22 protein-coding genes are annotated in these 26,715 nt (G+C 66.8%); 11 read left to right on the forward strand and 11 right to left on the reverse strand.

Annotation, left to right across the window (positions count from 1 at the left end; translation table 11 throughout):
- Positions 1-500, reverse strand: a 500-nt coding sequence (locus Q0X16_RS11375; protein ID WP_345780294.1) for a hypothetical protein, incomplete at its 3' end; no start/stop codon positions are given.
- A 1,729-nt stretch (positions 501-2,229) separates the two neighbouring features.
- Here Q0X16_RS11375 and Q0X16_RS11380 point away from each other — a divergent pair.
- On the forward strand, positions 2,230-5,151 hold the full coding sequence (locus Q0X16_RS11380; protein ID WP_297834484.1) for an EAL domain-containing protein: 2,922 nt from the start codon (positions 2,230-2,232) through the stop codon (positions 5,149-5,151).
- A gap of 28 nt (positions 5,152-5,179) precedes the next feature.
- On the opposite strand, the gene Q0X16_RS11385 is transcribed toward Q0X16_RS11380, so the two are convergent.
- Both Q0X16_RS11385 and Q0X16_RS11390 read right to left on the reverse strand, forming a co-directional pair.
- Positions 5,180-5,845, reverse strand: a complete 666-nt coding sequence (locus tag Q0X16_RS11385) for a response regulator transcription factor (RefSeq protein WP_297834487.1) — start codon at positions 5,843-5,845, stop codon at positions 5,180-5,182.
- A 34-nt stretch (positions 5,846-5,879) separates the two neighbouring features.
- Entirely contained in the window at positions 5,880-6,695 is an 816-nt protein-coding gene (locus Q0X16_RS11390) for a 3-hydroxybutyrate dehydrogenase (RefSeq protein WP_297834429.1), read from the reverse strand.
- A gap of 144 nt (positions 6,696-6,839) precedes the next feature.
- Between Q0X16_RS11390 and Q0X16_RS11395 the strand changes: the two genes are divergently transcribed.
- The 5 genes from Q0X16_RS11395 to Q0X16_RS11415 all read left to right on the forward strand — a co-directional run bounded on the left by Q0X16_RS11395 (position 6,840) and on the right by Q0X16_RS11415 (position 11,638).
- The gene (locus Q0X16_RS11395) at positions 6,840-8,609 is read left to right on the forward strand and encodes a 3-hydroxybutyrate oligomer hydrolase family protein (protein WP_297834431.1); all 1,770 of its coding nucleotides are present in this window, start codon (positions 6,840-6,842) and stop codon (positions 8,607-8,609) included.
- A 129-nt stretch (positions 8,610-8,738) separates the two neighbouring features.
- Positions 8,739-8,912 carry a hypothetical protein gene (locus Q0X16_RS11400; protein ID WP_297834434.1) on the forward strand — a complete coding sequence of 58 codons (174 nt, stop codon included), beginning with the start codon at positions 8,739-8,741 and terminating at the stop codon, positions 8,910-8,912.
- A gap of 84 nt (positions 8,913-8,996) precedes the next feature.
- The gene (locus Q0X16_RS11405) at positions 8,997-10,055 is read left to right on the forward strand and encodes a poly(R)-hydroxyalkanoic acid synthase subunit PhaE (RefSeq protein WP_297834437.1); all 1,059 of its coding nucleotides are present in this window, start codon (positions 8,997-8,999) and stop codon (positions 10,053-10,055) included.
- 1 nt (position 10,056) lies between these two features.
- Positions 10,057-11,127, forward strand: coding sequence for a class III poly(R)-hydroxyalkanoic acid synthase subunit PhaC (locus tag Q0X16_RS11410; RefSeq protein WP_297834440.1), 1,071 nt, complete (start codon positions 10,057-10,059; stop codon positions 11,125-11,127).
- A 16-nt stretch (positions 11,128-11,143) separates the two neighbouring features.
- The gene (locus Q0X16_RS11415; RefSeq protein ID WP_297834443.1) at positions 11,144-11,638 is read left to right on the forward strand and encodes a hypothetical protein; all 495 of its coding nucleotides are present in this window, start codon (positions 11,144-11,146) and stop codon (positions 11,636-11,638) included.
- A gap of 229 nt (positions 11,639-11,867) precedes the next feature.
- Here Q0X16_RS11415 and Q0X16_RS11420 read toward each other — a convergent pair whose 3' ends face one another.
- From Q0X16_RS11420 to Q0X16_RS11430, 3 genes are all read right to left on the reverse strand, one after another.
- A complete protein-coding gene (locus Q0X16_RS11420) occupies positions 11,868-12,146 on the reverse strand; it encodes a DUF6522 family protein (protein ID WP_297834446.1) in 279 nt (92 codons plus the stop codon).
- A 132-nt stretch (positions 12,147-12,278) separates the two neighbouring features.
- Positions 12,279-12,710, reverse strand: a complete 432-nt coding sequence (locus Q0X16_RS11425; RefSeq protein ID WP_297834449.1) for a cytochrome c — start codon at positions 12,708-12,710, stop codon at positions 12,279-12,281.
- An 8-nt stretch (positions 12,711-12,718) separates the two neighbouring features.
- Positions 12,719-13,093 (reverse strand): c-type cytochrome, encoded by a 375-nt coding sequence (locus Q0X16_RS11430; protein ID WP_345780295.1) that lies wholly within the window; start codon positions 13,091-13,093, stop codon positions 12,719-12,721.
- Positions 13,094-13,315: 222 nt separating this feature from the next.
- Between Q0X16_RS11430 and Q0X16_RS11435 the strand changes: the two genes are divergently transcribed.
- Genes Q0X16_RS11435 through Q0X16_RS11445 form a run of 3 tightly spaced genes read left to right on the forward strand, consistent with a single transcriptional unit; the run spans position 13,316 to position 21,007 of the window.
- Positions 13,316-14,431, forward strand: a complete 1,116-nt coding sequence (locus Q0X16_RS11435; protein ID WP_297834455.1) for an efflux RND transporter periplasmic adaptor subunit — start codon at positions 13,316-13,318, stop codon at positions 14,429-14,431.
- Positions 14,428-17,913 (forward strand): efflux RND transporter permease subunit, encoded by a 3,486-nt coding sequence (locus Q0X16_RS11440; RefSeq protein WP_297834458.1) that lies wholly within the window; start codon positions 14,428-14,430, stop codon positions 17,911-17,913. Before Q0X16_RS11435 ends, Q0X16_RS11440 begins: the two co-directional genes overlap by 4 nt.
- Before the next feature lie 10 nt (positions 17,914-17,923).
- Positions 17,924-21,007, forward strand: coding sequence for an efflux RND transporter permease subunit (locus Q0X16_RS11445; protein WP_297834461.1), 3,084 nt, complete (start codon positions 17,924-17,926; stop codon positions 21,005-21,007).
- Between the two features lie 69 nt (positions 21,008-21,076).
- On the opposite strand, the gene Q0X16_RS11450 is transcribed toward Q0X16_RS11445, so the two are convergent.
- The 5 genes from Q0X16_RS11450 to ykgO all read right to left on the reverse strand — a co-directional run bounded on the left by Q0X16_RS11450 (position 21,077) and on the right by ykgO (position 24,982).
- Entirely contained in the window at positions 21,077-22,237 is a 1,161-nt protein-coding gene (locus Q0X16_RS11450; RefSeq protein WP_297834490.1) for a TraB/GumN family protein, read from the reverse strand.
- Between the two features lie 73 nt (positions 22,238-22,310).
- Positions 22,311-23,195 carry a carbon-nitrogen hydrolase gene (locus tag Q0X16_RS11455; protein WP_297834464.1) on the reverse strand — a complete coding sequence of 295 codons (885 nt, stop codon included), beginning with the start codon at positions 23,193-23,195 and terminating at the stop codon, positions 22,311-22,313.
- Positions 23,196-23,322: 127 nt separating this feature from the next.
- Entirely contained in the window at positions 23,323-24,390 is a 1,068-nt protein-coding gene (locus tag Q0X16_RS11460; protein ID WP_297834469.1) for an agmatine deiminase family protein, read from the reverse strand.
- A gap of 4 nt (positions 24,391-24,394) precedes the next feature.
- On the reverse strand, positions 24,395-24,724 hold the full coding sequence (locus tag Q0X16_RS11465) for a hypothetical protein (protein ID WP_297834472.1): 330 nt from the start codon (positions 24,722-24,724) through the stop codon (positions 24,395-24,397).
- Between the two features lie 132 nt (positions 24,725-24,856).
- Entirely contained in the window at positions 24,857-24,982 is a 126-nt protein-coding gene (ykgO, locus tag Q0X16_RS11470; protein WP_005913193.1) for a type B 50S ribosomal protein L36, read from the reverse strand.
- A gap of 201 nt (positions 24,983-25,183) precedes the next feature.
- Here ykgO and cmk point away from each other — a divergent pair, with 201 nt between their 5' ends.
- Both cmk and Q0X16_RS11480 read left to right on the forward strand, forming a co-directional pair.
- Positions 25,184-25,870, forward strand: coding sequence for a (d)CMP kinase (gene cmk / locus Q0X16_RS11475; RefSeq protein WP_297834476.1), 687 nt, complete (start codon positions 25,184-25,186; stop codon positions 25,868-25,870).
- A 150-nt stretch (positions 25,871-26,020) separates the two neighbouring features.
- On the forward strand, positions 26,021-26,715 hold a 695-nt coding region (locus tag Q0X16_RS11480), incomplete at its 3' end, for a S1 RNA-binding domain-containing protein (RefSeq protein ID WP_297834478.1).

Raw genomic sequence — 26,715 nt, forward strand, 5'->3', positions numbered from 1 at the left:
ACGCCAGCTGCGAGCTGACCGATGGACGCCAGCTTCTCGGCTCGCAACACTTGATCCTGCACATCACGGAGCTTGGCATAGGCCACCTCCAGATCGCCGTTGCGCTGGAATAATTCCGTTTCGCGCTGGTACTCCTTGGTGACGTCGCGCACCATCAGACCGTACGGTGGGGTGAGAGCCGGCCCCAATGCGACCAGCTGGATGGCCACCCTCCGGTCGATCGCCGTCGCGGTGGACAGTCCGATCTCGCCAGACCACGAGCCGAACTGGCGACACATGTCCACCGCATGCTGTGGCATCAATATCGGAAGCCAGCGCTGCAGGAGCGCCTGGTCGCTTTCTTCGCGAACGGGATCCAGTGACCGCGCGAACAGGCGGGATGCCTGATTGGCAAACAGCAGACGCCCCGTCTCGTCGGCTACGGCCAAGGCCACGCTCATCGACTGGACCAGCGACGAGATCGTGTCCTCGAGGACGCCCGTTTCCGGCTGCATGCTCACTGCCGCTCCGGCAACGACGGGGGCTGGCGCGGGAGCAGCACGGGGTTCCAGCGGCGCCCCGGTGTGGCGGCGTCCGCCGCTTGCGATCCGTGCCAAGCGAACCGCAGGCTGGGACGAATGGACGCGAGGGAAACCCCCCTCGGTTCTCTGTTCCCGCTCATTGATCTTGCCTAAACGGCATCTTTAGTATGGTGGTACAGCATAAACCTTCTTCGGCTTGTTACCCTGCCAGAAGATTCTGCGGCGGCTGCGAGTGACGATGCAGGTGCGCATGAAGCAAACGCGACGGTCATGGAACAAGCCGAAAGTGTTCGGCGCCCCCCCCAGCCAGTGGCTGCCGACCACGGGTTTGTTGGACGTGCTGCAGCTGGCGATGAAGTGGTTCGAAGCGGATGCCGCTTTGATCGTGGCGTTCGATTCGGAGGCGGAACGCCCCCTTGCGGCGATCGGCATGAGTGAGCGCCAAGGCGCCGCACTCGGACCTGACGTGCGGTGCGAGGCCGAACTGCGGGCATCCGGCACCGGCGAATCCGGCTCGGCCGGCACAGCCGGCGGGGAAGCTCCGCTGCCCGCATCCGATGTCCTGCCGGGAACGCGGCTGGCCGCTGCGCCGATCGATGCCTGCTGTCTGGCAACCAAGGGCGCAATTGCCGTGCTTTTGCCTGAACCGGCGGAATGGAGCCCGGACAAACAGCGTCTGCTGACGTCCCTTGCATGTCTCGTGGGTGAACCGGGCAGCGCGTCGGTATGCGAGCGGATGGCGTCTTCCGACGCGCTGCTCAAGGGTTTGCTCGCATCGTCGCTGGACGCGGTCGTCGAAATGGATCTGGAGGGTACGATCACCGAGTGGAATCCCGCAGCCGAAGCGATCTACGGCTTCACTCGTTCGGAGGCGCTGGGAATGTCCGTTAACGCTCTTGCAGCGGCAGGGCAGGGACGGGAAACGGATGAACTGCTCGCCGCGATCCGCGCAGGGCGGGAAATGGAGTCGCGCGAAACCATTCGACGCAGGTGCGACGGTCGCGAATTTTCGGTGGTGATCAGCGCCTTCCCGATCCATGACCACGGCGGGAAGCTGGTCGGCGGCTGCAAGATCATCCATGACGTCACGATGCTGCGCCAGCGCGAACGCGAGGCGCTGCGGTTGATGCAGCTGTATGCGGCGCTCAGCCGCGTCAACCGGATGCTGGTCGATCAGCCGGGGCGCGAAGTGCTGTTGCAGGATGCCTGCCGCGCGCTGGTCGAGGACGCCGGTTTGACGCTCGCCTGGGCGGGCTTTCTTGACCCGGAATCGGGGCTGATCGTCCCTGCGGCGGCCAGCGGCGAGACGACCGACTACGTGGACGGCCTGGTCATCCATGCAGAGGACCGGCCCTTCGGCCGAGGTCCGACCGGGCGCGCGTTTCGTTCGGGGATGTTCGAAGTGCGCAACGATCTTGCGTCCGATCCGGACATCGAGCCCTGGAAGGATCGGCTTGCGGGACGCGAACTGCGTTCGTCGGCGGCGTTCCCGATTCGTCAGGAAGGGCGCGTGTGCGGTGTGCTCAGCGTCTATTCGAAGCACGTCGGATATTTCGGTAATCGCGAAATCACCTTGCTGAAGGGAGTAGCCGACAGCATCGGCTTCGGCCTCGACGACAGCGACCGATCGGAGGCCCGGACTCGGGCCGAAGCGGCCGTTGCCGAGGAACAACGCCTGACCACCGCCATCTTCGACAGCATGCCCGGGATGCTCGTGGTTTACGATCGTCTGGGCAGGTTCTTGCGCTGGAATCGGGACTTCGAGCGAACGACGGGATATTCCGCCGCCGAACTGGGATCGATGACCCGCCTGGATCTTGTACCCGAGCCCGAACGCCCCGCCTTCCACGAAAAAATGGAGCGCCTGCTGTCCGTTGGCGGCGAGGATGCCTTCGAAGGGCGAATCCGGCTCAAGAGCGGCGAACTGCGTCCCTTCTTCCTGACGGGGCGACGTGTGGACCTCGACGAGGGCGGATGCATCATCGGCGTCGGAATCGACAGCTCCGCCCGCATCAAGGCCCAGGAGGCCATGCAGGCGGCCGAACAGCGCTATCGACGCCTGTTCGCGTCCTCGATCGCGGGGATCGCGATCCTCGCCCCGGATGGAAGAATCCAGGCCGTGAACCCCAGCCTGTGCAAGACGTTCGCCGAGACGGAGGAGGCAATGACCGGCGCCCGGTTCATCGATTCGTTTGCCGCGGCCGATGCCGATGCGATCGAGCGGCTGTTCGCCCGCGCCCGCGCCGGAGAACCCGGATCCGGGGAGTGGCCGCTGCGTCGGGTCGTGAATGGGAAGGTCGATTTGCGGCTGTCCGCCACTTCGATCGGCAACGACGAGGTCATGGTGGTCGTGCGGGACGTCACCGAACACAACGCGCAGCAGCGCAAGATCGCCCGTCTCGAGCGCATTCGCAGCATGATCGGCGGCATCCACTCCGTGATGCTGCGCCGAACCGACCGGATACCGCTGCTCCTCGAGGCATGTCGGGTGGCGGTCTATGACGGGGGCTTCGTTTTTGCGCTGGCGGTGGATCTCGATCCGGTCGCCGGCACTCCGAACATGCTGGCGGCCGAAGGAACGCTGGAAGGGGGCGGTCGCGTGATCGAATCCCTGCTGCAATCAACGGAGAGCCCCGACGCGTTCAGCTGGAGCCTGCTGCGCGAGGGCCGCCCGATAATCGTCAATTCGATGCGGTCGGCAGCCGCCTCCGAACGCGCGCGCGGCAGGCTCAACGAGATCGGAATCCGGTCGGGGGCGGCGTTTCCGCTGCGGGTGGATGGGCAAACGAATTGCGTACTGATCTTGATGTCGCCCGAACCGCATGCCTTCGACGATGACGAGATCGAGCTGCTGACCTGGATGGTCGATGATCTGTCTTACGCGCTGGAGCATCTGCATACGGCGCGGCGTCTGGAGCGCCTGACGAACTTCGATCCATTGACCGGATTGATGAACGCAGGCGCGTTTCGCAAGCGGTTGGCGGACCTTTCCGTCGTTGCCGGGGAGCGGCGCTGGCGGATCAGCATCGGCGTCATCGATCTCAAAGGATTTTCCGAGCTCAACCGGCAGATGGGTTACGCGATGGGCGACCATCTGCTCAGCGCGGTCGCGGATCGCCTGCGGACCGCGATGGGGGAGGACAGCCTGGTCGGCCGCAGCGGCGGCGACAAGTTCGCGGTGGCTCGGCTTGCCGCCACGGAGGCCGAGCTGGATGCTTTCGAGGACATGGTGCTTGCGGTTTTCGCCCAACCGTTCGACGTCGCGGGGCAATCCATAGCCCTGGACGCGGAGTTGGGCGTGGCGCGTTATCCCGAACAGGGCGGGCGCTACGACATCCCGATTGGCCTGGATCACGCGGATGCTGCCGTGCTGCTGGCGAAGGAATCCGGCAAGCGGTCAGTGCTGTATTCGTCGGCAGCCACGGCTTTGCGTTCACGCCGCACGGCAATGGAGGCCGAGCTGCGGAGCGCCCTGGACCACGACGAGTTCACCCTGGTCTATCAGCCCAAGGTGGACGTGGTGAAGGGCAAGATGGTCGGCGCCGAAGCGCTGTTGCGCTGGCAGCACCCGGAGCGTGGGCTGCTCTCGCCAGCGGAGTTCATCGAGGTTGCCGAGCGCTCCTGGCTCATTGTTCCGATCGGGGCCTGGGTCATTCGCCAGGTGTGTGCGCAACAGGCCGCCTGGCGTGCGCAGGGGCTGCCGATCCAGCCCGTTGCAGCCAATGTGTCGGCGGCGCAGCTGGGACGCGGCGACTTGTTGGGGGTGGTCGTCGAGGCGCTTCGCGAGAACGCGCTGGAACCGAAGTGGCTGGAGCTCGAGATCACCGAGAGCGCCGTGATGCAGGATGTTGCGGCAGCTACCACAACCCTGCGGGCGTTGCGCGACTTCGGGATCAGCCTGGCGCTCGATGACTTCGGGACCGGATATTCCTCGTTGTCGCAGCTCAAATGCTTGCCGTTCAGCCGTGTCAAGATCGACCGCAGTTTCGTCACCGAAATCACCACCAGCGTCGAGGACGCGGCGATTGCCCAGGCCATCATCGGGATCGCCCGCAGTCTTGGCCTGACGTCGGTTGCCGAAGGGGTCGAGACGGCTGCGCAGCTCAACTACCTGGTCCAGCACCAGTGCGATGAAATCCAGGGCTTCTACTTCAGTCCGCCGGTGGATGCTGACAAATATGCCGGCTATTTGCGCCAGGACCACAAGCTCGCCCTCGTCCGCGCGCAGGACGACGCTCAACGGCGCATCCTCGTGGTCGACGACGAGCCGAGCATCTGCAAGTCCTTGAGCCGTCTGCTGCGGGAAGAAGGCTACAGCGTGCTGATTGCGCATTCCGGGGAGCAGGCCCTGGAATCGCTGGCGATGCAGCGCGTGCACGTCATCATTTCCGACCAGCGCATGCCCGGCATGTCCGGCACGGAATTGCTGGACAAGGTAAAAAGCCTCTACCCGGACGTCGTCCGGATCATCCTATCCGGCTATACCGACATCCACGTCATTACCGATGCCGTCAATCGCGGCTCGGTGTTCCGGTTCCTGACCAAACCCTGGGACGACGACGAACTGCTGGCCGTCGTGCGCGGTGCGTTCGTGGCTGCCCGCCAGGCGGGCGCGGGAGAGAGTTCCTGATCCGGCGCGCTTCCAGCCAGCGAGAGGTTCAGACTTCGAGTCGTCGCGCTGGATCGGTCAGTTCCAGCTCACGCAGCACCACGCTGGCCTGGGTGCGGTTGCGTACCCCCAGACGCTCGAAAATGGCGGTCAGATGGGCCTTGACGGTGCGTTCCTGGATGTCCAGGCGATCGGCGATCTGCTTGTTGAGCAGGCCGTCGGCGACCAGCGACAGCACCCGGAACTGCTGCGGCGACAGGCTGGCCAGGCGCGCCGCGAGGTCGGCGTCGCCCGGCGCGCTCTGCGACCGGGCCACGCTGGCGCGCAGCGCCGGGGGCAGCCAGGTCTCGCAGGCCAGCACGGTGCGGATGGCGTCGCGCAGTTCGTCCAGCCCGGAGCTCTTGGGCAGGTAGCCGGCGGCTCCGTGGTCGAGCGCCCGGCGGATCACGCGCGGATCGTCGTTGGCCGACACCACGATGACTGCAACGCCCGGATACTGGGCGCGCACGGCGGCCAGGCCGGCCAGGCCGTGGTTGCCGGGCATGTGCAGGTCGAGCAGCACCAGATCCACGTGCGGCTGGGCATCGAGCAGGGTCAGCACCGATTCCAGCGAATCGCCTTCGAACAGCTCGACCTCGCCCAGCGCATCGCGCGCAGCCTGCTTGAGTGCGGCGCGAAAAAGCGGGTGGTCGTCGGCGATCAGCAGGGTAGGCATCACGGGCTACTTTGGCGCATTCGGAGGGACTTCGTCACTGCGCCGTCCAGCCACCGTCCACGGGAATCGCCGATCCGGTCAGGTTGTGGGCCTCGCGCCGGCACAGAAATACCGCCAGCGCGGCGATCTCCTCGGGCAGGGACATCCGCAGGCTGGGCTGTTTTTCGGCCAGCAGGGCGCGCACGCCGTCGTCGCGGCTGCCGCCGCCGCGATGCGCCTCGATCTGCGGTTCGATCAACGGGGTTTCCACCCAGCCCGGGCAGATGCAGTTGACGGTGATGCCGCCCGAATCGCGGCTGCCATACGCTGCGTATTCCAGCGCCGCCGCCTTGCTCATGCCCACCAGTCCGAACTTGCTGGCGACGTACGGTGATTTCTCCTTCGAGGCCACCAGCCCGTGCACCGAGGCGATGTTGATGACGCGGCCGTAGCCGCGGCCGGCCATCGCGGGCAGGGCGTGGCGCATGGTGTGGAAGGCCGAACCGAGGTTGATGGCGAGAATGGAATCCCATTTTTCCGGCGGCATTTCGGCCAGCGGCGCGGTGTGCTGGATGCCGGCATTGTTGACGAGGATGTCGATGTTGCCCGACCAGTCGGCCACCGCGCCCATCAGTCGTTCGATGGCGCCGGCATCGCGCAGGTCGCCGCCGAAGTGGCGCACCTCGCCGTGCCCCTCGCCATGCCCTTCGGCCTGCACGCTTGCGACCGCGGCGGCGATCTGTTCTTCCGTACCCAGCCCATGCACGGCCACTCGCGCGCCGGCGGCGGCCAACCGGCGTGCGATCGCCAGGCCAATCCCCGAGGTGCTGCCGGTTACCAGCGCGCAGCGCCCATGCAAGAAACCGTCCATCGTCAACCCGTTTTCGCGACGTTCCACGTTGGCGACTACGCTAACAGGAACGCGGGACGCGGCCCGTGGTACGAAAGTACGACGCAGGACGACGCCGCACAGGGTAAGGTCGGCATCATGAAACCACTTCGACAGCACGTTTGGATGGCCGCGATCCTGCTGCTGGGCAGCGCCGTCGGCCTGCCCGCCAAGGGAGGAGAGACGGCCATGTTCAGCCATCAGCGCAGCACCGAGCATCGCGGTCAGGACGATCTGTTGACTGCGGGACTGGGCCTGGAGGGGTTGCGCGCGATGGTGGCACCCGCGTTTGCGGACGCGGCGCATCCGACGCCCGAAGAACTGCGCCGGCGCGCGTTGTGGAGCAGCTGGCGCGGGATTGCCGATCTGGCGCCGGGCGGCGGCTATGGCGAGCTGTACGGCAGCGTCGCCAGCGTGCCGGGACGCGAGTTCAGCGCCTTCGCCACGCTGCCGGGAGCGAAGCAGCCGCATCGCGTCCTGCTGCAGCTGCCGGACAATTTCGACGTAGCCAAGCGCTGCCTCGTCGTCGCGCCGTCGTCGGGCTCGCGCGGCATCTACGGTGCGATCGCGGTCGCCGGCGCCTGGGGTCTCCCGCGCGGCTGCGCGGTCGTCTATACCGACAAAGGCACCGGCAGCGATTATTTCGACATCGATGCGAACCTCGGCTTCGATGCGGCGGGGCAGGTGGCCTCGCCCGAGGCCGGCCTTGCGTTCTCGCCGAAGACGAAAGGCGGTCACGGAGTCGCCTTCAAGCACGCCCATTCGCAGGACAACCCGGAAGCGGACTGGGGGCGGCATGTGAAGCAGGCCGCGCAGTTCGCGATCGAAACCTTGAACGCGCAGTTGCCGCAGGCCGCGCCGTTCACCTTCGAGAACACCCGCGTCATCGCCGTGGGCATTTCCAACGGCGGCGGCGCGGTCCTGCGCGCGGCCGAAGATGCAGAGCCATGGCTGGACGCGGTGGTGGCCGGTGAGCCGAACGTCCTTGCCCGGGGCCACGGCGCGCGCAGCCTCTACGACTACACCACCGAAGCCGCCCTGCTGATGCCCTGCGCCTTGCCGAAGCTGGGCATTCCGTCGCAGCCAATCAGCGATTTGCGCTGCGCCGAACTGGCGCGACTGGGCGTGCTCCGGGGCGCAACGCCGGAAGCGCGCCAGCAGGAGGCGCTGGACGCACTGCACGCTTCCGGCTGGACCGACGCGGCCATCCGCGCCGGTTCGATCGCCGTCACCTTCGACCTGTGGCGCGCGATTGCGGTTGCCTACGCTTCGGCCTATGGCCGCTATCCGCACGACGCCCATCCCTGCGGCTACTGGTATTCGGCGACGGGCCCGGTGGTCACGGCAGCGGTTGCACGTGCAGCAACGCCGGAGGAGCGCGCCGCGTGGTGGTCCGATGCCGCCGGCATTCCGCCCGGCAACGGCGTGGCGATCATGGATCCGAACCCGCAGGCGGATCTGGGCGTCGGCGGCATGCGCTGCCTGCGTGCGCTGTGGACGGACGGCTCGGAGGCGGGCGTCCGCGTGCGCAAGGGCGTCGAGGAAACCCGCGCCGCGCTGCCGCGCGCAGGGCTGCCGGTGATGATCGTCCACGGCACCGACGACGGACTGGTGCCACAGGCGTTCTCCAGCCTGCCGTACGTGGCGATGGCCCGCGAAGCCGGCCGCGACGTGCGCTACTGGCAGGTGAGAAGCGCCCAGCACTTCGATGCCTTCCTCGCCTTGCCCCATCTGGCGGCGGTCTATCTGCCGCTGCTGCCCTATGTGTATGCGGCGCTGGATCGCGTCGATGCCAGTCTCGACGGCAAGGGCGCGTTGCCGGCGGATGCGGTGATCCCCACCGTGCCGCGCATGGGCCAGCCGCTGGCGGCGGAGAATCTGGCGATGCCGCACTGATTGCCGCGCGTTCCGGTGGGTCGGGACGCGGCGATGGCGCCTGCTGCGTGGCACACTGCGCGGGATGGCGCGGAGGACAGGATGGCCGCAGGGAGTGGTGCAAACCGGCCAAAGGTGCGGATTTTCGGATTGCTCGCGGGACTGCTGTGCCTGATCGCGGGGCTTTGGATCGCGCGCTTGTCCGGCGGTGCGCCGCTGCGGCTGGGATTCGGCCTGCTGGTCGTCCTCGTGGGTCTGGACGCCCTGATCGGGGCGCTGCTCGGGCGGCGCTTCCTGCTCCAGCGCGTCGGGCGCAAGCCTTGATTGCCCGTTTCGGCAGGGACGGATCGCCCCGTGATGGCGACCGTGGCGGCGCGTTGCTACGATTTGCTCAGACACGGAGGACGCATGGCTGATATTCCAAACGATCCGGCGGCGCTGGCACAGCGCTATTGGGGCCTGTGGGCCAACGCCCTGCGCGAGGGCTCGGCGGGGCTCGGCTTCGACGTCGGCAAGCAGGGGCTCGACGAATCGCTGAACCTGTGGGCGAAGCAGGCGGGCATGCAGGGCGGTTTCGGCGGGCTGCTCGAACGTTTCCAGGGCCAGTGCCGCGACTGGTACGGCCAGATGCAGCAGGTGGCGTCGCAGTTCGCAGGCCGCGAACACCGCGCGCACGACGTGGTCGAGGCCTGGCGCAAGGCGTTCGGCGGCGGCCATCCGTTCGACAGCCTGCTGCAGGGCCTGCGCGGCCCGGGGCTGGAAAACCTCACGCAGTGGAGCGAGGCGGCGGCGCCGTGGCTGGACGGGCTGCGCACGCAGGCCATGGGCACGCTTGGACTGCCGGCGTTCGGCTTCACCCGCGAGCATCAGGAACGGCTGCAGGCGCTGGGCAAGGCGCAACTGCGCATGCAGGACGCGCAGCGCGGCTACAACGCGCTGCTGGCCAAGGTCTCGCAGGCCGCGTTCGACCGTTTCGAGTCGAAGCTGATCGAGCATGAAGAACCGGGCCGCCAGATCGGCAGCGTGCGCGCGCTGTTCGACCTGTGGGTCGATGCCGCCGAGGACGCCTGGGCGGAGGCCGCCCTGTCGAAGGACTATCGCCACGCCTTTGGCGAACTGGCCAACGCGCAGATGCAACTGCGCGCAGCGGCGCAGGCCATCGCCGAGCAGACGACGCAGGCGTGGGGATTGCCGGGCCGCAGCGAACTGGATGGCGCCTATCGCAAGATCGCGCAACTGGAGCGCGCGTTGCAGGCGATGGGACGCGAACAGCCGAACGCACCGCCGGCAAAGGCCGCACCCGCAAAACCTGCGGCGAAGAAGCCCGCAGCGAAAAAGGCTGCAGCCAGACCGGCCGCACAGAAAGCCGCAAAGAAAGCCGCGCCGGCCGCACGCAAGACCGGCGCACGCAAACCCCAGCCATCCGGAACGATGAAGCGCGGCAAGCCTGCCGCAAGGAAGCGCTGACATGCAAGGACCGCTGAACATCACCCCGGAATCGCTGGCCGAAGAAGCGGCCGGACTGCAGCGCAAGCTCGGCGCCGGCGTGCGCACCCTGCGCGAAATGGACGACGTCGATTACGGCGCGACGCCCCGCGAGGAGGTCTGGCGCGACGGCAAGGTCGCGGTTTACCGCTTCAAGGGCGAGCGCCGCCCCAGTGCGCGGGTGCCGACCCTGATCAGCTACGCGCTGGTCAATCGCCCGTACATGGTCGATCTGCAGGAGGACCGCTCGCTGGTCAAGGGCCTGCTGGAGCGCGGCGAGGACGTGTATGTCATCGACTGGGGCTATCCCGACCGTTCCGACCGCTTCCTGACGCTGGAAGACTACATCGAGCGTTTCATCGGCGGCGCGGTGGACCACCTGCGCAAGGCCTGCGGCCTGCCGTCGATCAACCTGCTCGGCATCTGCCAGGGCGGCGCATTCTCGCTGTGCTACGCCGCGCTGCATCCGGAAAAGATCAGGAACCTGATCACCATGGTGACCCCGGTGGATTTCCACACGCCGGACAACATGCTGTCGAACTGGAACCGCGAGATCGACGTCGACCTGCTGGTGGACACGCTGGGCAACGTGCCCGCCGACATGATGAATTTCACCTACCTGATGCTCAAGCCGTGGCGGCTGTTCGCGCAGAAGTACGTCGGCATGGTGGACATCCTCGACGACCGGAAGGCGATGGAGGATTTCCTGCGGATGGAGAAGTGGATCTTCGATTCGCCCGACCAGGCCGGCGAAGCCTTCCGCGAGTTCAGCAAGCAGTTCTTCCAGGAAAACCGCTTCATGACCGGCACGCCGCCGCGCATCGGCCGCAACGAGGTGCATCTGGGCGAGATCGACATGCCGGTGCTGAACATCTATGCGCTGCAGGATCACCTGGTGCCGCCGGATTCCTCGCGCGCGCTGCGCGGGCTGATCGGCAGCGACGACTACACCGAGCTGGCGTTCAAGGGCGGGCACATCGGCATCTACGTTTCCAGCCGCGCCCAGCGCGAGGTGCCGCAGACCATCCACGACTGGTTGCAGCGGCGCACCTGAGCCAGCGGGCCCTGCCATGCCGGAGCGTCGCCTGAATCCGGTCCTGCGCGGCACGCTGGTCGCGCTGGGCGGTCTGTGGGCGTTGCCGATGTCCCTGTTCGGCCTGTTGGCGGGCCTTGTCGCGCTGGCTTTCGGCGCCCGCGTCGCGTGGCGGCCGCAGGATCTGGCGCTGGTGTTCCAGAAGTTTCCCTGGGGCCCGGGCGGGGCGATCACGCTGGGCAACGTCATCCTGCACACCGGGACGGATCTGGCCTGCCCCTGCCGCACCTACGCCTGCCGCGCCGGTCTGGCGGACGAGCCGGCCATCTCGATGGCCGACCACGAGCGCGCCCATGTCTATCAATACATGTGTCTGGGCCTGCTGTTCCTGCCGCTGTACCTGCTTTCGGGCGGCCCGGTCAGCGCGCGCAACCGCTTCGAACGGGCCGCCGACCGCTATGCCCTGACTGGACGCGGCTGGTGGCCGTGGGCGGAAAATCCGGACGATGCGATGCGAACGGACGGCGCCTGACTTTTCGCGGGCATTTCCACGTCGATTTGACTGAATGCGCAACGCCGACGAACGGCAAAGATGAATGCGCGCCGCTTAGCCGTTTTCTAACATTCGCTGCGCTAGCCTGAGCGGGCTGGAGAAAAACTGCACGCCGCGCAAGGCAACGTACAGAATCGCTTCGGCGGATGAGGCCCGACTCTCGACAGGCGCAATGCCTGCGGAGCCGGGCCTTCTTTTCGATCGTCCTTCAGCGCTTTTGCGGCGTGCGCTCGCTGACTTCCGGCGGTTCCAGCATGCGGCCGTCGCGATCCACCACCACCCGCACGCGCTTGTGGCCGTGGTAGAAGCTAGCGCGCCAGCGGCCGGTGTCCTCGCCGGTGCCGCGTTCGCACAGCCGGTCGATCTTGCGCTGTGCCAGCAGGCGGAAGAAGGCGTCCTTGTCCAGCCCCAGCGCATGCGCGATCGGCGCGCCGTCGATCACGATTTCAAACGTCGGGTTGAGCTCGATGGCGATGCGTCTGCCCATGTCCGGTGGCCTGTCGCGAGGGCACAGTGTCGCCCGAAGCACGTGCGGAGACCATGATGATGGTCAAGTGCCGGCCGTGAAACGACGAAGGGGCCTTGCGACCACTTCGTGACGCGGCAACTGGCTGCAGCCTCAGTTCGCGTTCTGCAGGTCGCGCAACTGCGGCGGAACGCTGGCGAAATACGCGGCCAGGTCGGCGATCTGCTGGTCGCTCAGGCCCTTGGCCTGCGCTGCCATCACCTCGCCGGTGCCGCCGCTGCGGGCGCCGGAACGGTAGGCTTGCAGGGCGTGGGCGATGTAGTCGCCGTACTGGCCGCCGATCTTCGGATACATGTCGGCCAGCGGGGCGTTGCCTTCGGCGCCGTGGCAGGAGACACAGGCGGCGGTGCTGCCTTCGCCCTTGGTGGCGAGGGTGCGACCGGCCTCGATGTTGCCGTCCGGCAGGCGGGCGGGAACGGTGGCATTGCCGCCGTCGACGGCATGTTCCGGTGCGCCGGAAGTGCCGCAGGCCGACAGGACCAGGGCGCAGGCGGCGGCGAGCACGGTCATGGAGATCTTGTTCATGGCTGGGCTCACTTCACGGTGGAAAGGTAGGCGACGATGTCGTTGATGTCCTGCTCGGAGAAGCTCTCCGCCTGGGCCTGCATCGTCGGGTGCTGGCGGTTGCCGTTGCGGTATTCGTTCAGGGCATTGCGCAGGTAGGTTTCCGACTGCCCGCCGATCCTCGGCACGTGGTAACTCGGGTAGGCGTTCTTGTAGCCGGTCAGGCCGTGGCAGCCGCGGCAGGTATAGGTCAGCGCCTTGCCGCGGGCGGCGTCGCCGGGGCCGGCGGCAGCCGGGGCAGGGGCAGCGGCGGGAGCCGGCGCCGGCGCAGCGGCGGCAGGGGCTTCCTGGGTGGCGGCAGGTGCAGGATCCTGGGCGGTGACGGAAAATGCCGCGGCCAGCAGGGCAAGGCCGGCGGCAATCGACAACGATCGCAACATTGTGATGGGTTCCCCGTGGAGTGAGTTCGCGACGAATGAAAGTCGAACGCGATCACTCAAGTATAGCGATGCGCGCCGCTGCGTCCATCACGCAATGACGTACATCAAGGCATGACCTTCGGCTTATGCGCAAGCCGCGCGGGCGGTGACATACTTTGCTACAACACCAATCATTGGTCGATTCCGATGCACGACAAGGATTTTGCGCGCGCTCTGTCGCGGCTGGCCCTGCTGGCCACGCTGGCGCTGGTTTTCGGGCTGGCGGGCTGCAAGGTGCAGACCGGCGACACCGGCAAGGATGGCAAGGATGCAGCCGCGCCCGAGGCGGTGCCGGTCGAGGTCGCCCCGGTGGGGCGCCGGACCATCGCCGCCAGCTATTCCGGCACCGCGGCGCTGGAAGCCCGCGGCGAGGCGCAGGTGGTGTCCAAGACCTCGGGGATCGCGCTGCAGGTGCTGGTCGATGTCGGCCAGCACGTCCAGGCCGGCCAGACCCTGCTGCGGATCGATCGCGACCGCGCCACGCTGCAGGTCGCTCAGGCGTCCTCGCAGGTCGGCAAGCTGGAAGCCAACTATCGGCGTGCGGTCCAGCTCGCCGAGCAGAAGATGGTCAGCGCCAATGACGTCGACCAGCTGCGGTTCGACCTGACCAATGCGCGCGAACAACTGCGCATGGCCCAGCTCGAACTCTCCTACGGCAATGTCACGGCGCCGATTTCCGGCGTCATCGCCAGCCGCGACATCAAGCCCGGCAACTTCGTGCAGATCAATTCGCCGATCTTCACCGTGGTCGATACCTCGCGGCTGGAAGCGACCTTGAACGTGCCCGAGCGGGAAATCGAAACCATCCAGACCGGCCAGCCGGTCGATCTCGCGATCGATGCGCTGCCCGGGCGCAGCTTCGCCGGAACGGTGGATCGGGTCTCGCCGGTGGTCGATGCCGGCAGCGGCACCTTCCGGGTGATCGTGGCTTTCGACGGCAACGACGCGCTGCAGCCGGGCATGTTCGGTCGTATCCGCATCCGCTACGACCAGCGCAACGACGCCCTGGTGATTCCGCGCGAGGCGCTGCTCGATGACGAGGGCGATCCGGCGGTGTTCGTGGTGCGCGGCGACAAGGTGGCACGCACCGCGGTGCAGCTGGGCTACGACGACGGTCCCTGGGTGGAGGTGCGTGCCGGTCTGAAGGACGGCGATCGCGTGGTGGTGGCCGGCAAGGCGGCGCTGCGCGACGGCAGCGCGGTCAAGGTGCTGGCCGCCGCGCCGGCCAAGCCGGCCGGCGCGACCGCGCAGGACGCCCGATGAGTTCCGAGCAGGCCAACGATCCGCTGGCCGCGCCGTCCCGCGGCTTCAGCCTGGTCGAGTTCGCCACCCGCCGGCGGGTGACGGTGGCGATGATGACGATCACCCTCGTCCTGTTCGGCCTGATCGCGCTGGGCGGGCTGAAGGTCAACCTGCTGCCGGACCTGAGCTATCCGACGCTGACCGTGCGCACCGAATACCCGGGCGCTGCGCCAGCCGAGGTCGAAACCCTGATCTCGCAGCCGGCCGAGGAGACGCTGGGCGTGGTCAAGGGATTGCGCCGGCTCAAATCCATTTCGCGCACCGGACAGAGCGACGTGGTGCTGGAGTTCGCCTGGGGCACCGACATGGAGCAGGCGAGCCTGGACGTGCGCGACAAGATGGAGTCGCTGCAGCTTCCGCTCGACGCCAAGCCGCCGGTGCTGCTGCGCTTCAATCCCTCGACCCAGCCGATCATGCGGCTGGCGCTGTCGGCCAGTCAGGCCCGCAACGATGCCGAGGAACTGCGGCGACTGGTCGAGTTGCGCCGCTATGCCGACGAAGATCTCAAGCGTCGGCTCGAACCCGTTTCCGGGGTGGCTGCGGTCAAGGTCGGCGGTGGCCTTGAGGACGAGGTCCAGGTCGATCTCGATCAGGGCAGGCTGGCCCAGCTCGGGCTGACCATCGACAGCGTGATTTCGCGGCTGCAGCAGGAGAACGTCAATATCTCCGGCGGCCGGCTGGAGCAGGGCTCGCAGCGCTTCCTGGTGCGCACGGTCAACCAGTTCGCCAGCGTCGATGAAATCCGCAACATGCTGCTGACCACACGGGCGGCCGCGGCCGATACCAGCGGCTCGCAACAGGCGATGCGGGTGGCGGCGGCCAGCGGCGATGCCAGCGTGATGGCGGCGCTGGCCCAGCAGTCCGGCGGATCGTCGGCCACCGCAGGCGGGCAGGCGCTACGGCTGGGCGATGTCGCGAGCGTGCGGCAGGGCTACAAGGAACGCGAAACCATCATCCGCATGAACGGCCGCGAGGCGGTTGAACTGGCGATCTACAAGGAAGGCGATGCCAATACCGTCGCCACCGCCGACGCGCTGCAGGCAAGGCTCGACGAGATCCGCCGGAACTTGCCGCGCGATGTCGAGCTGACCACCATCGAGGATCAGTCGATCTTCATCCGCAATGCGGTGAACGACGTCAAGGTCGATGGCGTGATCGGCGGCCTGCTGTCGATCCTGATCATTTTCCTGTTCCTGCGCGACGGCTGGAGCACGTTCGTCATCGGCCTGTCGCTGCCGGTGTCGATCATCGCCACGTTCTTCTTCATGGGCCGGCTCGATCTGAGCCTGAACGTGATGTCGCTGGGCGGCCTGGCGCTGGCGACCGGACTGGTGGTCGACGATTCCATCGTGGTGCTCGAATCCATCGCCAAGGCGCGCGAGCGCGGTCTGGGCGTGCTGGATGCGACGATCGCCGGCACCCGCGAGGTCGGGATGGCGGTGATGGCATCGACCCTGACCACCATCGCGGTGTTCCTGCCGCTGGTGTTCGTGCAAGGCATCGCCGGCCAGCTGTTCCGCGATCAGGCCTTGACCGTGGCGATCGCGGTGGCGGTCTCGCTGGTGGTGGCGATGACCCTGGTGCCGATGCTCAGTTCGCTCAAGGGCCGAGCGCCGATGGGGTTTCCCGAAGAAGCGCCGGCTCCGCGCTGGACGCCTGAAAAGCGCTGGCAGAAGCCGGCCATGTACGCAGGCCGCGGTCTGGGTGGGGTGTTCCGCTACGGCTTTTTCGGAATCGCGTGGCTCGTCGTCCGCCTCTGGCGTGGCCTCGGGCACGTGGTGGGCCCGATCATGCGCAAGGCCAGCGATGTCTGGATGGCGCTCTACAAACGCGCGGAAAACGGCTACCTCAGGATCCTGCCTGCGGCATTGCAACGGCCCGCGCCCATTCTGCTGGTGGCCGGCCTTGCGTTCGCGGCCACGCTTGCGGTCATGCCCTTCCTCGGCACCGATCTGATCCCGCAGCTGGCGCAGGACCGCTTCGAGATGACCGCAAAGCTGCGGCCGGGCACGCCACTGGCGCGCACCGACGCCCTGATCCGTCAGGTCGAGGCGGCGCACGATCATGACGATGGCGCGCGCGTGCTCTACGGCGTCTCCGGCGCCGGCACCCGGCTCGACGCCAGTCCCACCGAAAGCGGCGAGAACATCGGCAAGCTCGATGTGGTGATGACCCGCAACAGCGCCGAGGGCCCGCTCACCGAGGCCCTGCGCGCCACCATGGCCAACCACCCGGGCGTACAGGTGGACTTCGCGCGGCCGGAGCTGTTCAGCCTGTCGCCGCCGCTGGAAATCGAAGTGGAAGGCAACGATCTCGACGCGATCCGCGCCGCCGGCAACAAGCTTGCCGCCATGCTGCGCGACAACCCGCACTACGCCGACGTCAAATCGACGGTGGAGCAGGGCTTCCCGGAAATCCAGATCCTGTTCGATCCCGACCGCGCCGCCGCGCTGGGCCTGACCACGCGCCAGATTGCCGACGCCGTCACCAAGAAGGTGGCCGGCGAAGTGGCCACCCGCTACAGCTTCCGCGATCGCAAGATCGACGTGCTGGTGCGGGTGCGCGAGTCGGAACGCGCCTCGGTCGACGACATCCGCCACCTGATCGTCAATCCCGGCAAGGGCGCGCCGGTGGAGCTGGATTCGGTGGCAAGGGTGATCGCCACCTCCGGTCCGAGCGAAATCCATCGCGTCGACCATCGCCGGGTCGCGGTGATCTCGGCCAACCTGCGTGACATCGATCTGGGCACCGCCGTGCGCGAGGTCGAGGCGATGGTCGCGCGGAATCCGCTGGGGGTCGATATCGGGATCCGGATCGGCGGGCAGGGCCAGGAGCTGGACGAATCGTTGCGGTCGCTGCTGTTCGCCTTCGGGCTGGCGGTGTTCATGGTCTATCTGGTGATGGCCTCGCAGTTCGAATCGCTGCTGCATCCGTTCGTCATCCTGTTCACCATCCCGTTGGCGCTGGTCGGCGCCGTCGGCGCGCTGCTGCTGACCCGCTCGCCGGTGTCGGTGGTCGTGTTCATCGGCCTGATCCTGCTGGTAGGGCTGGTGGTGAAGAACGCGATCATCCTGATCGACAAAGTCAACCAGCTGCGCGAGGAGGGCGTCGCCAAGCGCCCGGCGCTGGTCGAAGGCGCGCGTTCGCGACTGCGCCCGATCATGATGACCACCCTGTGCGCGGTGTTCGGCTTCCTGCCGCTGGCGCTGGCCTTCGGCGACGGCGCCGAGGTGCGCAGCCCGATGGCGATCACCGTGATCGGCGGTCTGCTGGTCTCGACCCTGCTGACCCTGGTGGTGATCCCGGTGGTCTACGATCTGCTCGATCGCCGCCCGGACGGCTATTACGCCGAACGCGGCCGGCGCGCCCGCCGCGATGCGGCCGAAGTCGCCGGCGTGCTCTCCCACGAGCACGATTCCCTGGGCGACGGGGCGCCGGGTTGAGGGCGCCCGCGTGAACATCACCGAGTTCTCGATCCGGCGTCCGGTGACGACCATCATGGTGTTCGTCTCGCTGGTGGTGATCGGCCTGATCGCCGCTTTCCGGCTGCCGCTGGAATCGATGCCGGAGGCCAGTCCGCCGTTCTTCTTCGTGTCGCTGCCGTACCCGGGTTCGACTCCGGAAGAGGTCGAACAGAACGTGGTCAAGCCGGTCGAGGAAGCGCTGGCGACGATGTCCGGGATCAAGTCGATGAACGCGAACGCGTCCGCCGACAGCGGCAGCGTGTTCGTCCAGTTCAGCGACTGGAGCCGCAACGTCGCGGTCGCCGCCTCGGAAGCGCGGGAGCGCATCGACGCGATCCGCGACCAGCTGCCGGACGACTTCCGCCGCTATTTCGTCTGGCGCTGGAGCACCGGCGACCAGGAGGCCATCAGCCTGCGTCTGACCAGCAACGAGGATCTGACCTCGCGCGGCGAATTGATCGACCAGGCCATCAAGCGCCGGCTGGAACGGCTGCCGGGCGTGGCCCGGGTCGAAGTCGAGGGCGTGCCGCAGCTGGAGGTGGTGGTGGCGATCGAGCCCGACCGCCTGACCGCCAACGGCGTGGTTCTCAACGAACTGGTGTCACGCCTGCAGGCCGCAAATTTCGCGGTTTCCGGCGGCATGATCACCGACAACGGCCAGCGCCTGCGGATCCAGCCCAAGGGCGAGATGGTCGATCTCGAACAGCTGCGTTCGATGCCGATCAACGATCGCGGCATGCGCCTGGGCGACATCGCCGACGTCGAACTCAAGCCCATGCGCATGACCTACGTGCGCCAGATGGACGGTCATCCGAGCGTCGGCGTCGACATCTACAAGGAACGGGCGGCCAACCTGGTCGACCTTTCGCGTGCGGTGCAAGTCGAACTGGAGGCGCTGAAACGCGACCCGGCGATGTCGGGAATCCGCATCGAGGTGACGGACGACCAGGGCCAGCAGGTGGTCAGCTCGCTGAAGGCGCTGGCCGAAGCCGGCGCCATCGGACTGATCCTGTCGGTGTTCGTGCTGTGGTTCTTCCTGCGCCATTGGCCCTCGGTGCTGATGGTGAGCACGGCGATTCCGATCTGCTTCATCATGACCCTGGGGTTCATGTATTTCGCCGGGATCACGCTCAACATCCTGTCGATGATGGGCCTGCTGCTGGCGGTCGGCATGCTGGTGGACAACGCCGTGGTGGTGGTCGAGAGCATCTATCAAGAGCGCGAAAAATACCCCGGCCAGCCGAGGCTGGCCTCGGTGATCGGTACCCGTCATGTCGCCATCGCGCTGTCGGCCGGCACCTTGTGCCACTGCATCGTGTTCCTGCCGATGATGTTCGGCGAGAAGAACATGCTGACCGTCTTCCTGACCCAGCTGGCGGTGACAATCTCGGTCTCGCTGCTGTCGTCCTGGCTGGTCGCCATCAGCCTGATTCCGATGCTCTCCGCGAAGCTGCGCACGCCGCCTGCGGTCAAATCGCCCTTCATCACGCGCCTGCAGGAGCGCTACGCGCGGTTGCTGCGCTGGACCTTGGGCCACCGCGGCTGGAGCGTGGCCGGTATCCTCGTGATCGTCGCCATCAGCGTGATTCCGGCCAAGCTGACCAAGGGGGATACCGGCGACCAGAAAGACCCGACCAAGGTCCAGATCTACTACCAATGGAACGGCTCCTACTCCAAGGAACAGATGGGCGAGGTGGTCGGTTCCGTGGAGCGCTACATCAACGCCAACCGCGCCCGGTTCAACGTCAAGCAGGTGTATTCGCGCTATGCCGAACAGGGCTGGGCCTTCACCCAGGTCGATCTGAACACGCGCGACGGCAAGCGCGCCCAGCAGATCGCCGACCTGATCCGCGCCGGCTTGCCGAAATCGGCGCGGGCCAATATCGGCATGGGCCGCGACAGCGGCATGGGTGGCGGTTCCGGGCAGGACATTTCCTTCAGTCTGACCGGGGATTCCACCCAGGTGCTCAAGGACATCGCCAACGACCTGCTGCCGATGCTGGCGCGCAGCCGCAGCCTGCGCGACGCTCGCGTCAACACCGGCGATGCCAACAGCGAACTGTCGGTCCACGTCAACCGCGAGCGCGCCGCCGCCTACGGCTTCTCCGCGCAGCAGGTGGCGCAGTTCGTCGGACTGGCCCTGCGCGGTTCCTCGCTGCGCGACTTCCAGCGCGGCGACATCGAGATCCCGGTCAACGTCCGCTTCAAGGGCGCCGAGCACTACGGGCCGGAGAACCTGCAGGCCTTCACCGTGCGCGCGCCCGACGGCCGCAGCGTGCCGCTGCTGGCGATGGTGGACGTGTCGGTGCAGCCGTCGGCCAACTCGATCCAGCGCATGAACCGGCAGACCATGCTCAAGGTCCAGGCCAGCCTCGCCCAGGGCGCCAGCATGGAGCAGGCGCGCAAGGACATCGAGGCCATCCTCGGCGGACTCGACCTGCCGCCGGGCTACGGCTACACCTTCGAAGGGGGCGGCTTCGGCATGAACATGGACATGAACCAGCAGATGCTGGCCAACGTGTGGATCGCCCTGGTGCTGATGTTCGTGGTGATGGCCTCGGTGTTCGAATCGCTGCTGTTCCCGTTGGCGATCATGAGCAGCGTCGCGTTTTCGATTCTGGGCGTGTACTGGGGCCTGTGGCTGACCGGCACCGAGTTCAACATCATGGCCTTCATCGGCATCCTCGTGCTGATGGGCGTGGTGGTGAACAACGGCATCGTGATGATCGAGCACATCAACAACCTGCGCCGGCGCGGCCTGCCGCGCACCGAAGCCCTGATCGAAGGCAGTCGCGAGCGCCTGCGCCCGATCATGATGACGATGGGTACCGCGATCCTCGCGATGATCCCGATCGCGGTCTCGAACACCCAGATCGCCGGCGACGGCCCGCCGTACAACCCGATGGCGCGCGCGATCGCCGGAGGCCTGGCGTTCTCGACCGTCGTCACACTGTTGTTCCTGCCCACCATCTACGCACTGCTGGACGATTTGCGCAGCGGCAGCGCGCGGCTGGTTGCCAGGGCTCGCGGGGTTCGTGTCGGGTTGCAGTCGCCACCGGTCACGGCGGGCTGAAACGCTTCGCAGGCGGGAAAGGAGGCTCCGCGCCGACGGATCGGGAACTGCGTCGGCTTGATCCTCTCGTCAGCCCCCCACCAGCTTGCCGAAAATGCTTACGCCCGCCACATATTCCCCGGCAACGGTACCGAGGTTGGTGAGCAGGAACACCAGCAGCACGCGGGTCACGCGGTTGCGGTACCAGCCGTGCAGGGTCTGGGCGTCGTCGCGCAGGGCGAGGAAATCCGGATAGGCGGGTTTGCGCGAGCGCAGGTCGATCAGCGCGCTGAACATGCCGGACGGGAACGTCGGGCGGAACGGCTTGAAGGGCGCCACCAGCGTCGCGACGAGGATCGCCAGCGGCCGCGCGCCGGCCAGCAGCGCGCCCAGCGCGGTCAGGCCGCAGGTCCAGGCCACCCATTGCAGCAGCAGGTCACGGCCGAGGCTCGCGCCGCCGTGGTAGTAACCCCAGGCGATGCCGCCGAAGATCAGGGCGAGCAGGACGATCGTGAACCAGGGGATCTTGCGGCGCTGGCGGATCTCGCAAAGGCGCTCGGTGGCGGCGGCTGGCGCTTCCGTGCCGGTTTCAAGATAGCCGGCCATGCCTTTGAGATGGCCTGCGCCGACCACCGCCAGCACGTGTTTCGCACCATCGCTGCGTTCGCGCAGCCTGGCCGCCATGTACTGGTCGCGTTCGTCGATCAGGGTGGCGAACAGGGTTGGCGTCTGCTTTGCGAATTCGCTGAAACTCGATTCGAGCATGTCGCCTTCCTTCAGGCGTTCGATGTCCTCTTCGGCCACCTCGTCGCTGGAGAACAGGCTGGCGCCGACGCCGCCGATCAGCTTCATCCGATCCCACCAGCCCAGTCCCTGCAGGATGCGGCGGAAGGTGATGCCGACGTCGCGGTCGATCAGTTGCAGCGGCAGGCCGCGGGCTTCCGCCTCGACCGCAGCGGCCTTGAGCTCGGCGCCCGGTTCGATGCCCATCTGCTCGGCCAGCCGCCGCTGGTAGGCGGCCAGCGCGAGGTTGGCGGCGAACGGGGCGACCTTGCGCTCGCGGATGACCTTGACCAGATCGAGCTCGGCCATTGCGTCGGGCTGGGTCAGGGCCTTGAGGCGCTGGGCGTCCAGTTCGACCGCGATGGCATCGAACCGATTGCTGTCGATGGCGGCGCGCACCGCGTCGACGCTGGCCCAGGACACGTGCGCGGTGCCCAGCAGCGTGTAGTGGACGCCGTCGCGTTCGATTTCGACCGTGGGCTGTTCGGCGGGCGCGCGTTCTTCGGCAGCGGCGGCCGGCTGCGCTGCGCTTGCGTCGGCCTCAGTCACGGTAGCGCTTCGTCAGGTCGCCGTAAGCATCGATGCGGCGGTCGCGCAGGAACGGCCAGATGCGGCGCACGTGCTCGCTGCGCTGCATGTCCACCTCGGCCAGCAGCACGGTGGCTTCGGTGCCGGCTTCGGCCACGATTTCTCCCTGTGGGCCGAGCACGATGGAATTGCCCCAGAAGTCGATGCCGGACGCGCCGATCGGAGAGGCTTCATGGCCGACGCGGTTGCAGCTCAGCACCGGCAGCCCGTTGGCGACCGCGTGGCCGCGGTGCGACAGCACCCACGCATCGCGCTGGCGGGTTTTCTCGTCCTGCGCGTCGTCCGGATCCCAGCCGATGGCGGTGGGATACAGCAGCAGTTCTGCGCCGGCCAGCGCCATCAGGCGTGCCGCCTCCGGATACCACTGATCCCAGCACACCAGCACGCCCAGCTTGCCCACCGAAGTCTGGATCGGGGTGAAGCCGAGATCGCCGGGGGTGAAATAGAACTTTTCGTAGAAGCCGGGATCGTCCGGGATGTGCATCTTGCGGTACTTGCCGGCGATGCGGCCGTCGGCATCGAAGACGACGGCGGTGTTGTGGTACAGCCCGGTGGCGCGCTTCTCGAACAGCGACGACACCAGCACCACGTCGTGCTTTTTCGCCAGCGCGCCGAGGCGTTCCGTCGAAGGTCCGGGGATGGGCTCGGCCAGGTCGAATTCACCCACCGATTCGTGCTGGCAGAAATAGGCGCCGTTGTGCAATTCCTGCAACAGCACCAGCCGCGCACCGGCAGCGGCGGCCTCGGCCACGCGCGCCTCGATCACGGCGAGGTTGGCCGCGGCGTCGCCGTGATTCTTTTCCTGAACCAGCGCGACGGGAAGGGTCTTGGTGTTCATGCCGTGATTGTATGTCGGCTGTGGTGAGAAGCAGGAAAGCGTTTGGACGTGGATCGGAGCGGATGTGCGCGGACAGGATGACTTGATGGATCGGCATTTATCCGCGGCAATCCGCGTCAAGAATTCTTCAGACCAGACCTGCCGGCAATTGCATGGTGATGCAGTGCAGGCTTCCGTTCTGCCAGATCAGCGGGCGGCAGGGCACCTGGACGATCTCGCGGTCGGGAAAAGCCTGGGCGAGCACCGCAGCGGCGCGGTCGTCGGCGGGGTCGCCGTAGGCCGGCAGCAGGACGGCGCCGTTGAGGATCAGGAAGTTGGCGTAGCTGGCGGCCAGACGGCGACCTTCGTCCATGATGGGACGGGCCCAAGGCAGGGGAAACAGGCGGTAGGGCTTGCCGCCCTGCGTGCGCAGCGCGGCGATCTCGTCGGCCATCGCCTTGAGATCGGCATGGTGCGAATCGGCCGGATCGTCGCAGGCCTGGAACACGATGGCGTCGCCCGGCGCGAAGCGGGCGAGGGTGTCGATGTGGGCGTCGGTGTCGTCGCCTTCCAGCGCACCGTGGTCCAGCCACAGCACCCGGTCCTGGTGCAGCCAGCCGGAAAGCCTGAAGGTCAATTCGGTGCGACTGGCGAGCGGGTGGCGTTCGTGCAGGCAGCGCCAGGTGGTCAGCAAGGTGCCCGCGCCGTCGGTGTCGATGGCGCCACCTTCCAATGCAAAATCAATTGATTGCATTGAATTATTGATAAACAAGTTCAACTTGTTCAGACGTTCGACAAGACGGTCGTCGGCGCCGGCTTCGAACTTGCCGCCCCAGCCGGTGAAGCGGAAATCCAGCAGATGGAAAGCGCCTGCCTCATCCGATTCCCCGGGGATCCGAGGGGAAGGGCGAGCGGTCAGCGTGATCGGGCCGGAGTCGCGCAGCCAGGTGTCGTCGTAGGGTACCCGGACGAAACGAAGGCGCTGCGGCGGGATTCCGTGTCGTCCGAGCAGAGCCTGGGCGTGGGCCTGCACTTCCGCATCCGGGACACAGATCAGCAGCGGCTGGAATCGCGTGACGGCTGCGGCCAGGGCAACGTAGGTTGTCTCGACCTCAGGCAGCCGTGCGGCCCAATCGGTGCCGGCGTGCGGCCACGCGATCAGGATCGCCGACTGGGGTTCCCATTCGGCGGGGAAGCGCAGCGCGTGGTCTGTCATCGAATCAGGGCGTGGCCGGTTTCGGACCGATTTCGTCCGGAGTGGCCTGATTGGCCACGGCATCGATCACCCGACCGCGTTCGAAATAGACCGTAAAACCCGGATAGACCCAGCGGGTGATGGCCGGCCATGCGCGCTTTTGCCCGCCCTGCGCCGCAAGCTGTTCGCCGGGAGCGCCGAACCTGGCCTGGACCTGCGCCGTGGTCATGCCACGGGAAGGCATGTTGGCGGTTTCCTGCTGGACGCGATTGATCAGCAGGGTGTCGGCGCCGGCTGTCCCGATCAGCCCGAGCAGGGCAGCGGACAGGGCGGTCTTGAACAGCAGATGCTTCATCGACGTGCTCCGGATCGGGTGACAACCGTGGATTCTAGGGCGAAAACGGTACGGGCGGCGTCAAGCGAACGCGCCGGAAACGCGAAAGCCGCCTCGCGGCGGCTTCCGGACACGTCAGTGCGCCAAGGAAACTCAGCGCTGGCGAGCCTTGAAACGGGGGTTGGACTTGCAGATGACAAAGACCTTGCCGCGGCGGCGGACGACCTTGCAGTCGCGGTGGCGGGTCTTCGCCGACTTCAGGGAGGACAGGACCTTCATGACAAACCTCGGCAGGAATTACAAATGAATGGCGCTAGCCAGTCATTCTAGCGCGATTTTCCAAGCAATGACAATACATAGCCTCTTCCAACGACACATGAGCCTGGAGAAGGCTGCGTGATTCCAACGACACATGAGCCTGAGCGCCCGCTGCGGGTCAACCCGGGGTCGCTTTCATCGCCAATCGGCAATAATTGCGGCATGGACAATGAAGCGGGCGCACCGATCCTCACCATCGACGGGCCGTCCGGATCGGGCAAGGGCACCATCAGCCGCCTCGTGGCGGGGCGGCTGGGCTGGCATTACCTCGATTCCGGCGCTCTCTATCGCGCCGTTGCGGTTGCGGCGGGCTGGGCGACGCTCGACCTGTCAGACCAGACGGCGCTGGTGCGCTGCACCCACGCCACGGAGGTCGCTTTCCGCGACACCCCCGAAGGCGAGCCGCGGGTGCTGGTGAACGGGGTCGATGCGACCGACGAACTGCGTACCGAGACGGCCGGAGCGGCGGCTTCCGCCATTGCCGCGATCCCCGAGGTGCGCTCCGCCCTGACCGAGCGCCAGCGCGCGTTTTGCCAGCCGCCGGGGCTGGTCGCCGATGGTCGGGACATGGGCACGGTGATCTTCCCCGGGGCCGCCTTCAAGGTGTTTTTGACCGCCAGCGCCGAGGAACGTGCACAAAGGCGTTATAAACAGTTGAAAGACAAAGGGGTTTCAGTCACAATAGGCGGTCTGCTGCAAGAGATCGTCGCCCGCGACGCCCGCGATGCCAATCGCGCGGTTGCGCCGCTGCGGCCCGCCCCGGATGCCGTCCTCATCGACACGACCGGGCTTGCCGTCGAGGCCGTGGTCGCGCGGGTACTGGAACTGGTGTCCATCCCGCGCTCCTGACGGTCGGCGATCTTTCGCGGCAGAACCGTTCCGCGGGCCATCCGGCTCGCGGTGTCCTTTCATTCGCACATGGCAAGGCTTGCGCCGCGCCAGACCCAAGGTGGGTCGTCCGCATCCGCGGATGGCCTGTGTATCCACCCGAGATTTTTCATGAACTCCGCAGCAACCGAATCCTTCGCAGAACTGTTCGAAAACAGCCAGATCAACCTCGCCAAGCTCAAGCCCGGCGCGATCGTCAAGGGCACCGTGATCGACGTCCGCAACGACGTCGTGGTCATCAACACCGGGCTGAAGTCCGAGGGCATCGTCCCGATCGAGCAGTTCCGCAACGACGCCGGCGAAATCGACGTCGGCATCGGCGATGAAGTCAAGGTCGCCCTCGAATCGATCGAGAACGGCTATGGCGAAACCCAGGTCTCCCGCGACAAGGCCAAGAAGTCCATGGTGTGGGACGAACTGGAGGAAGCGCTGGAAGCCAACGCCACGATCGTCGGTCGCATCAGCGGCAAGGTGAAGGGCGGTTTCACCGTCGACATCAAGGACGTCCGCGCCTTCCTGCCGGGCTCGCTGGTCGACGTGCGCCCGGTGCGCGATCCGGCCTACCTCGAAGGCAAGGAACTGGAGTTCAAGCTCATCAAGCTCGACCGCAAGCGCAACAACGTGGTGGTGTCCCGCCGCGCGGTCGTCGAGACCGAGCATTCCGAAGAGCGCGAGCAACTGCTCGAGAAGCTGGTCGAAGGCGCCGTGCTCAAGGGCGTGGTCAAGAACCTCACCGATTACGGCGCGTTCGTCGACCTCGGCGGCATCGACGGCCTGCTGCACATCACCGACATGGCGTGGAAGCG

The organism is Thermomonas sp. (assembly GCF_025993755.1).
Taxonomy (GTDB): domain Bacteria; phylum Pseudomonadota; class Gammaproteobacteria; order Xanthomonadales; family Xanthomonadaceae; genus Thermomonas.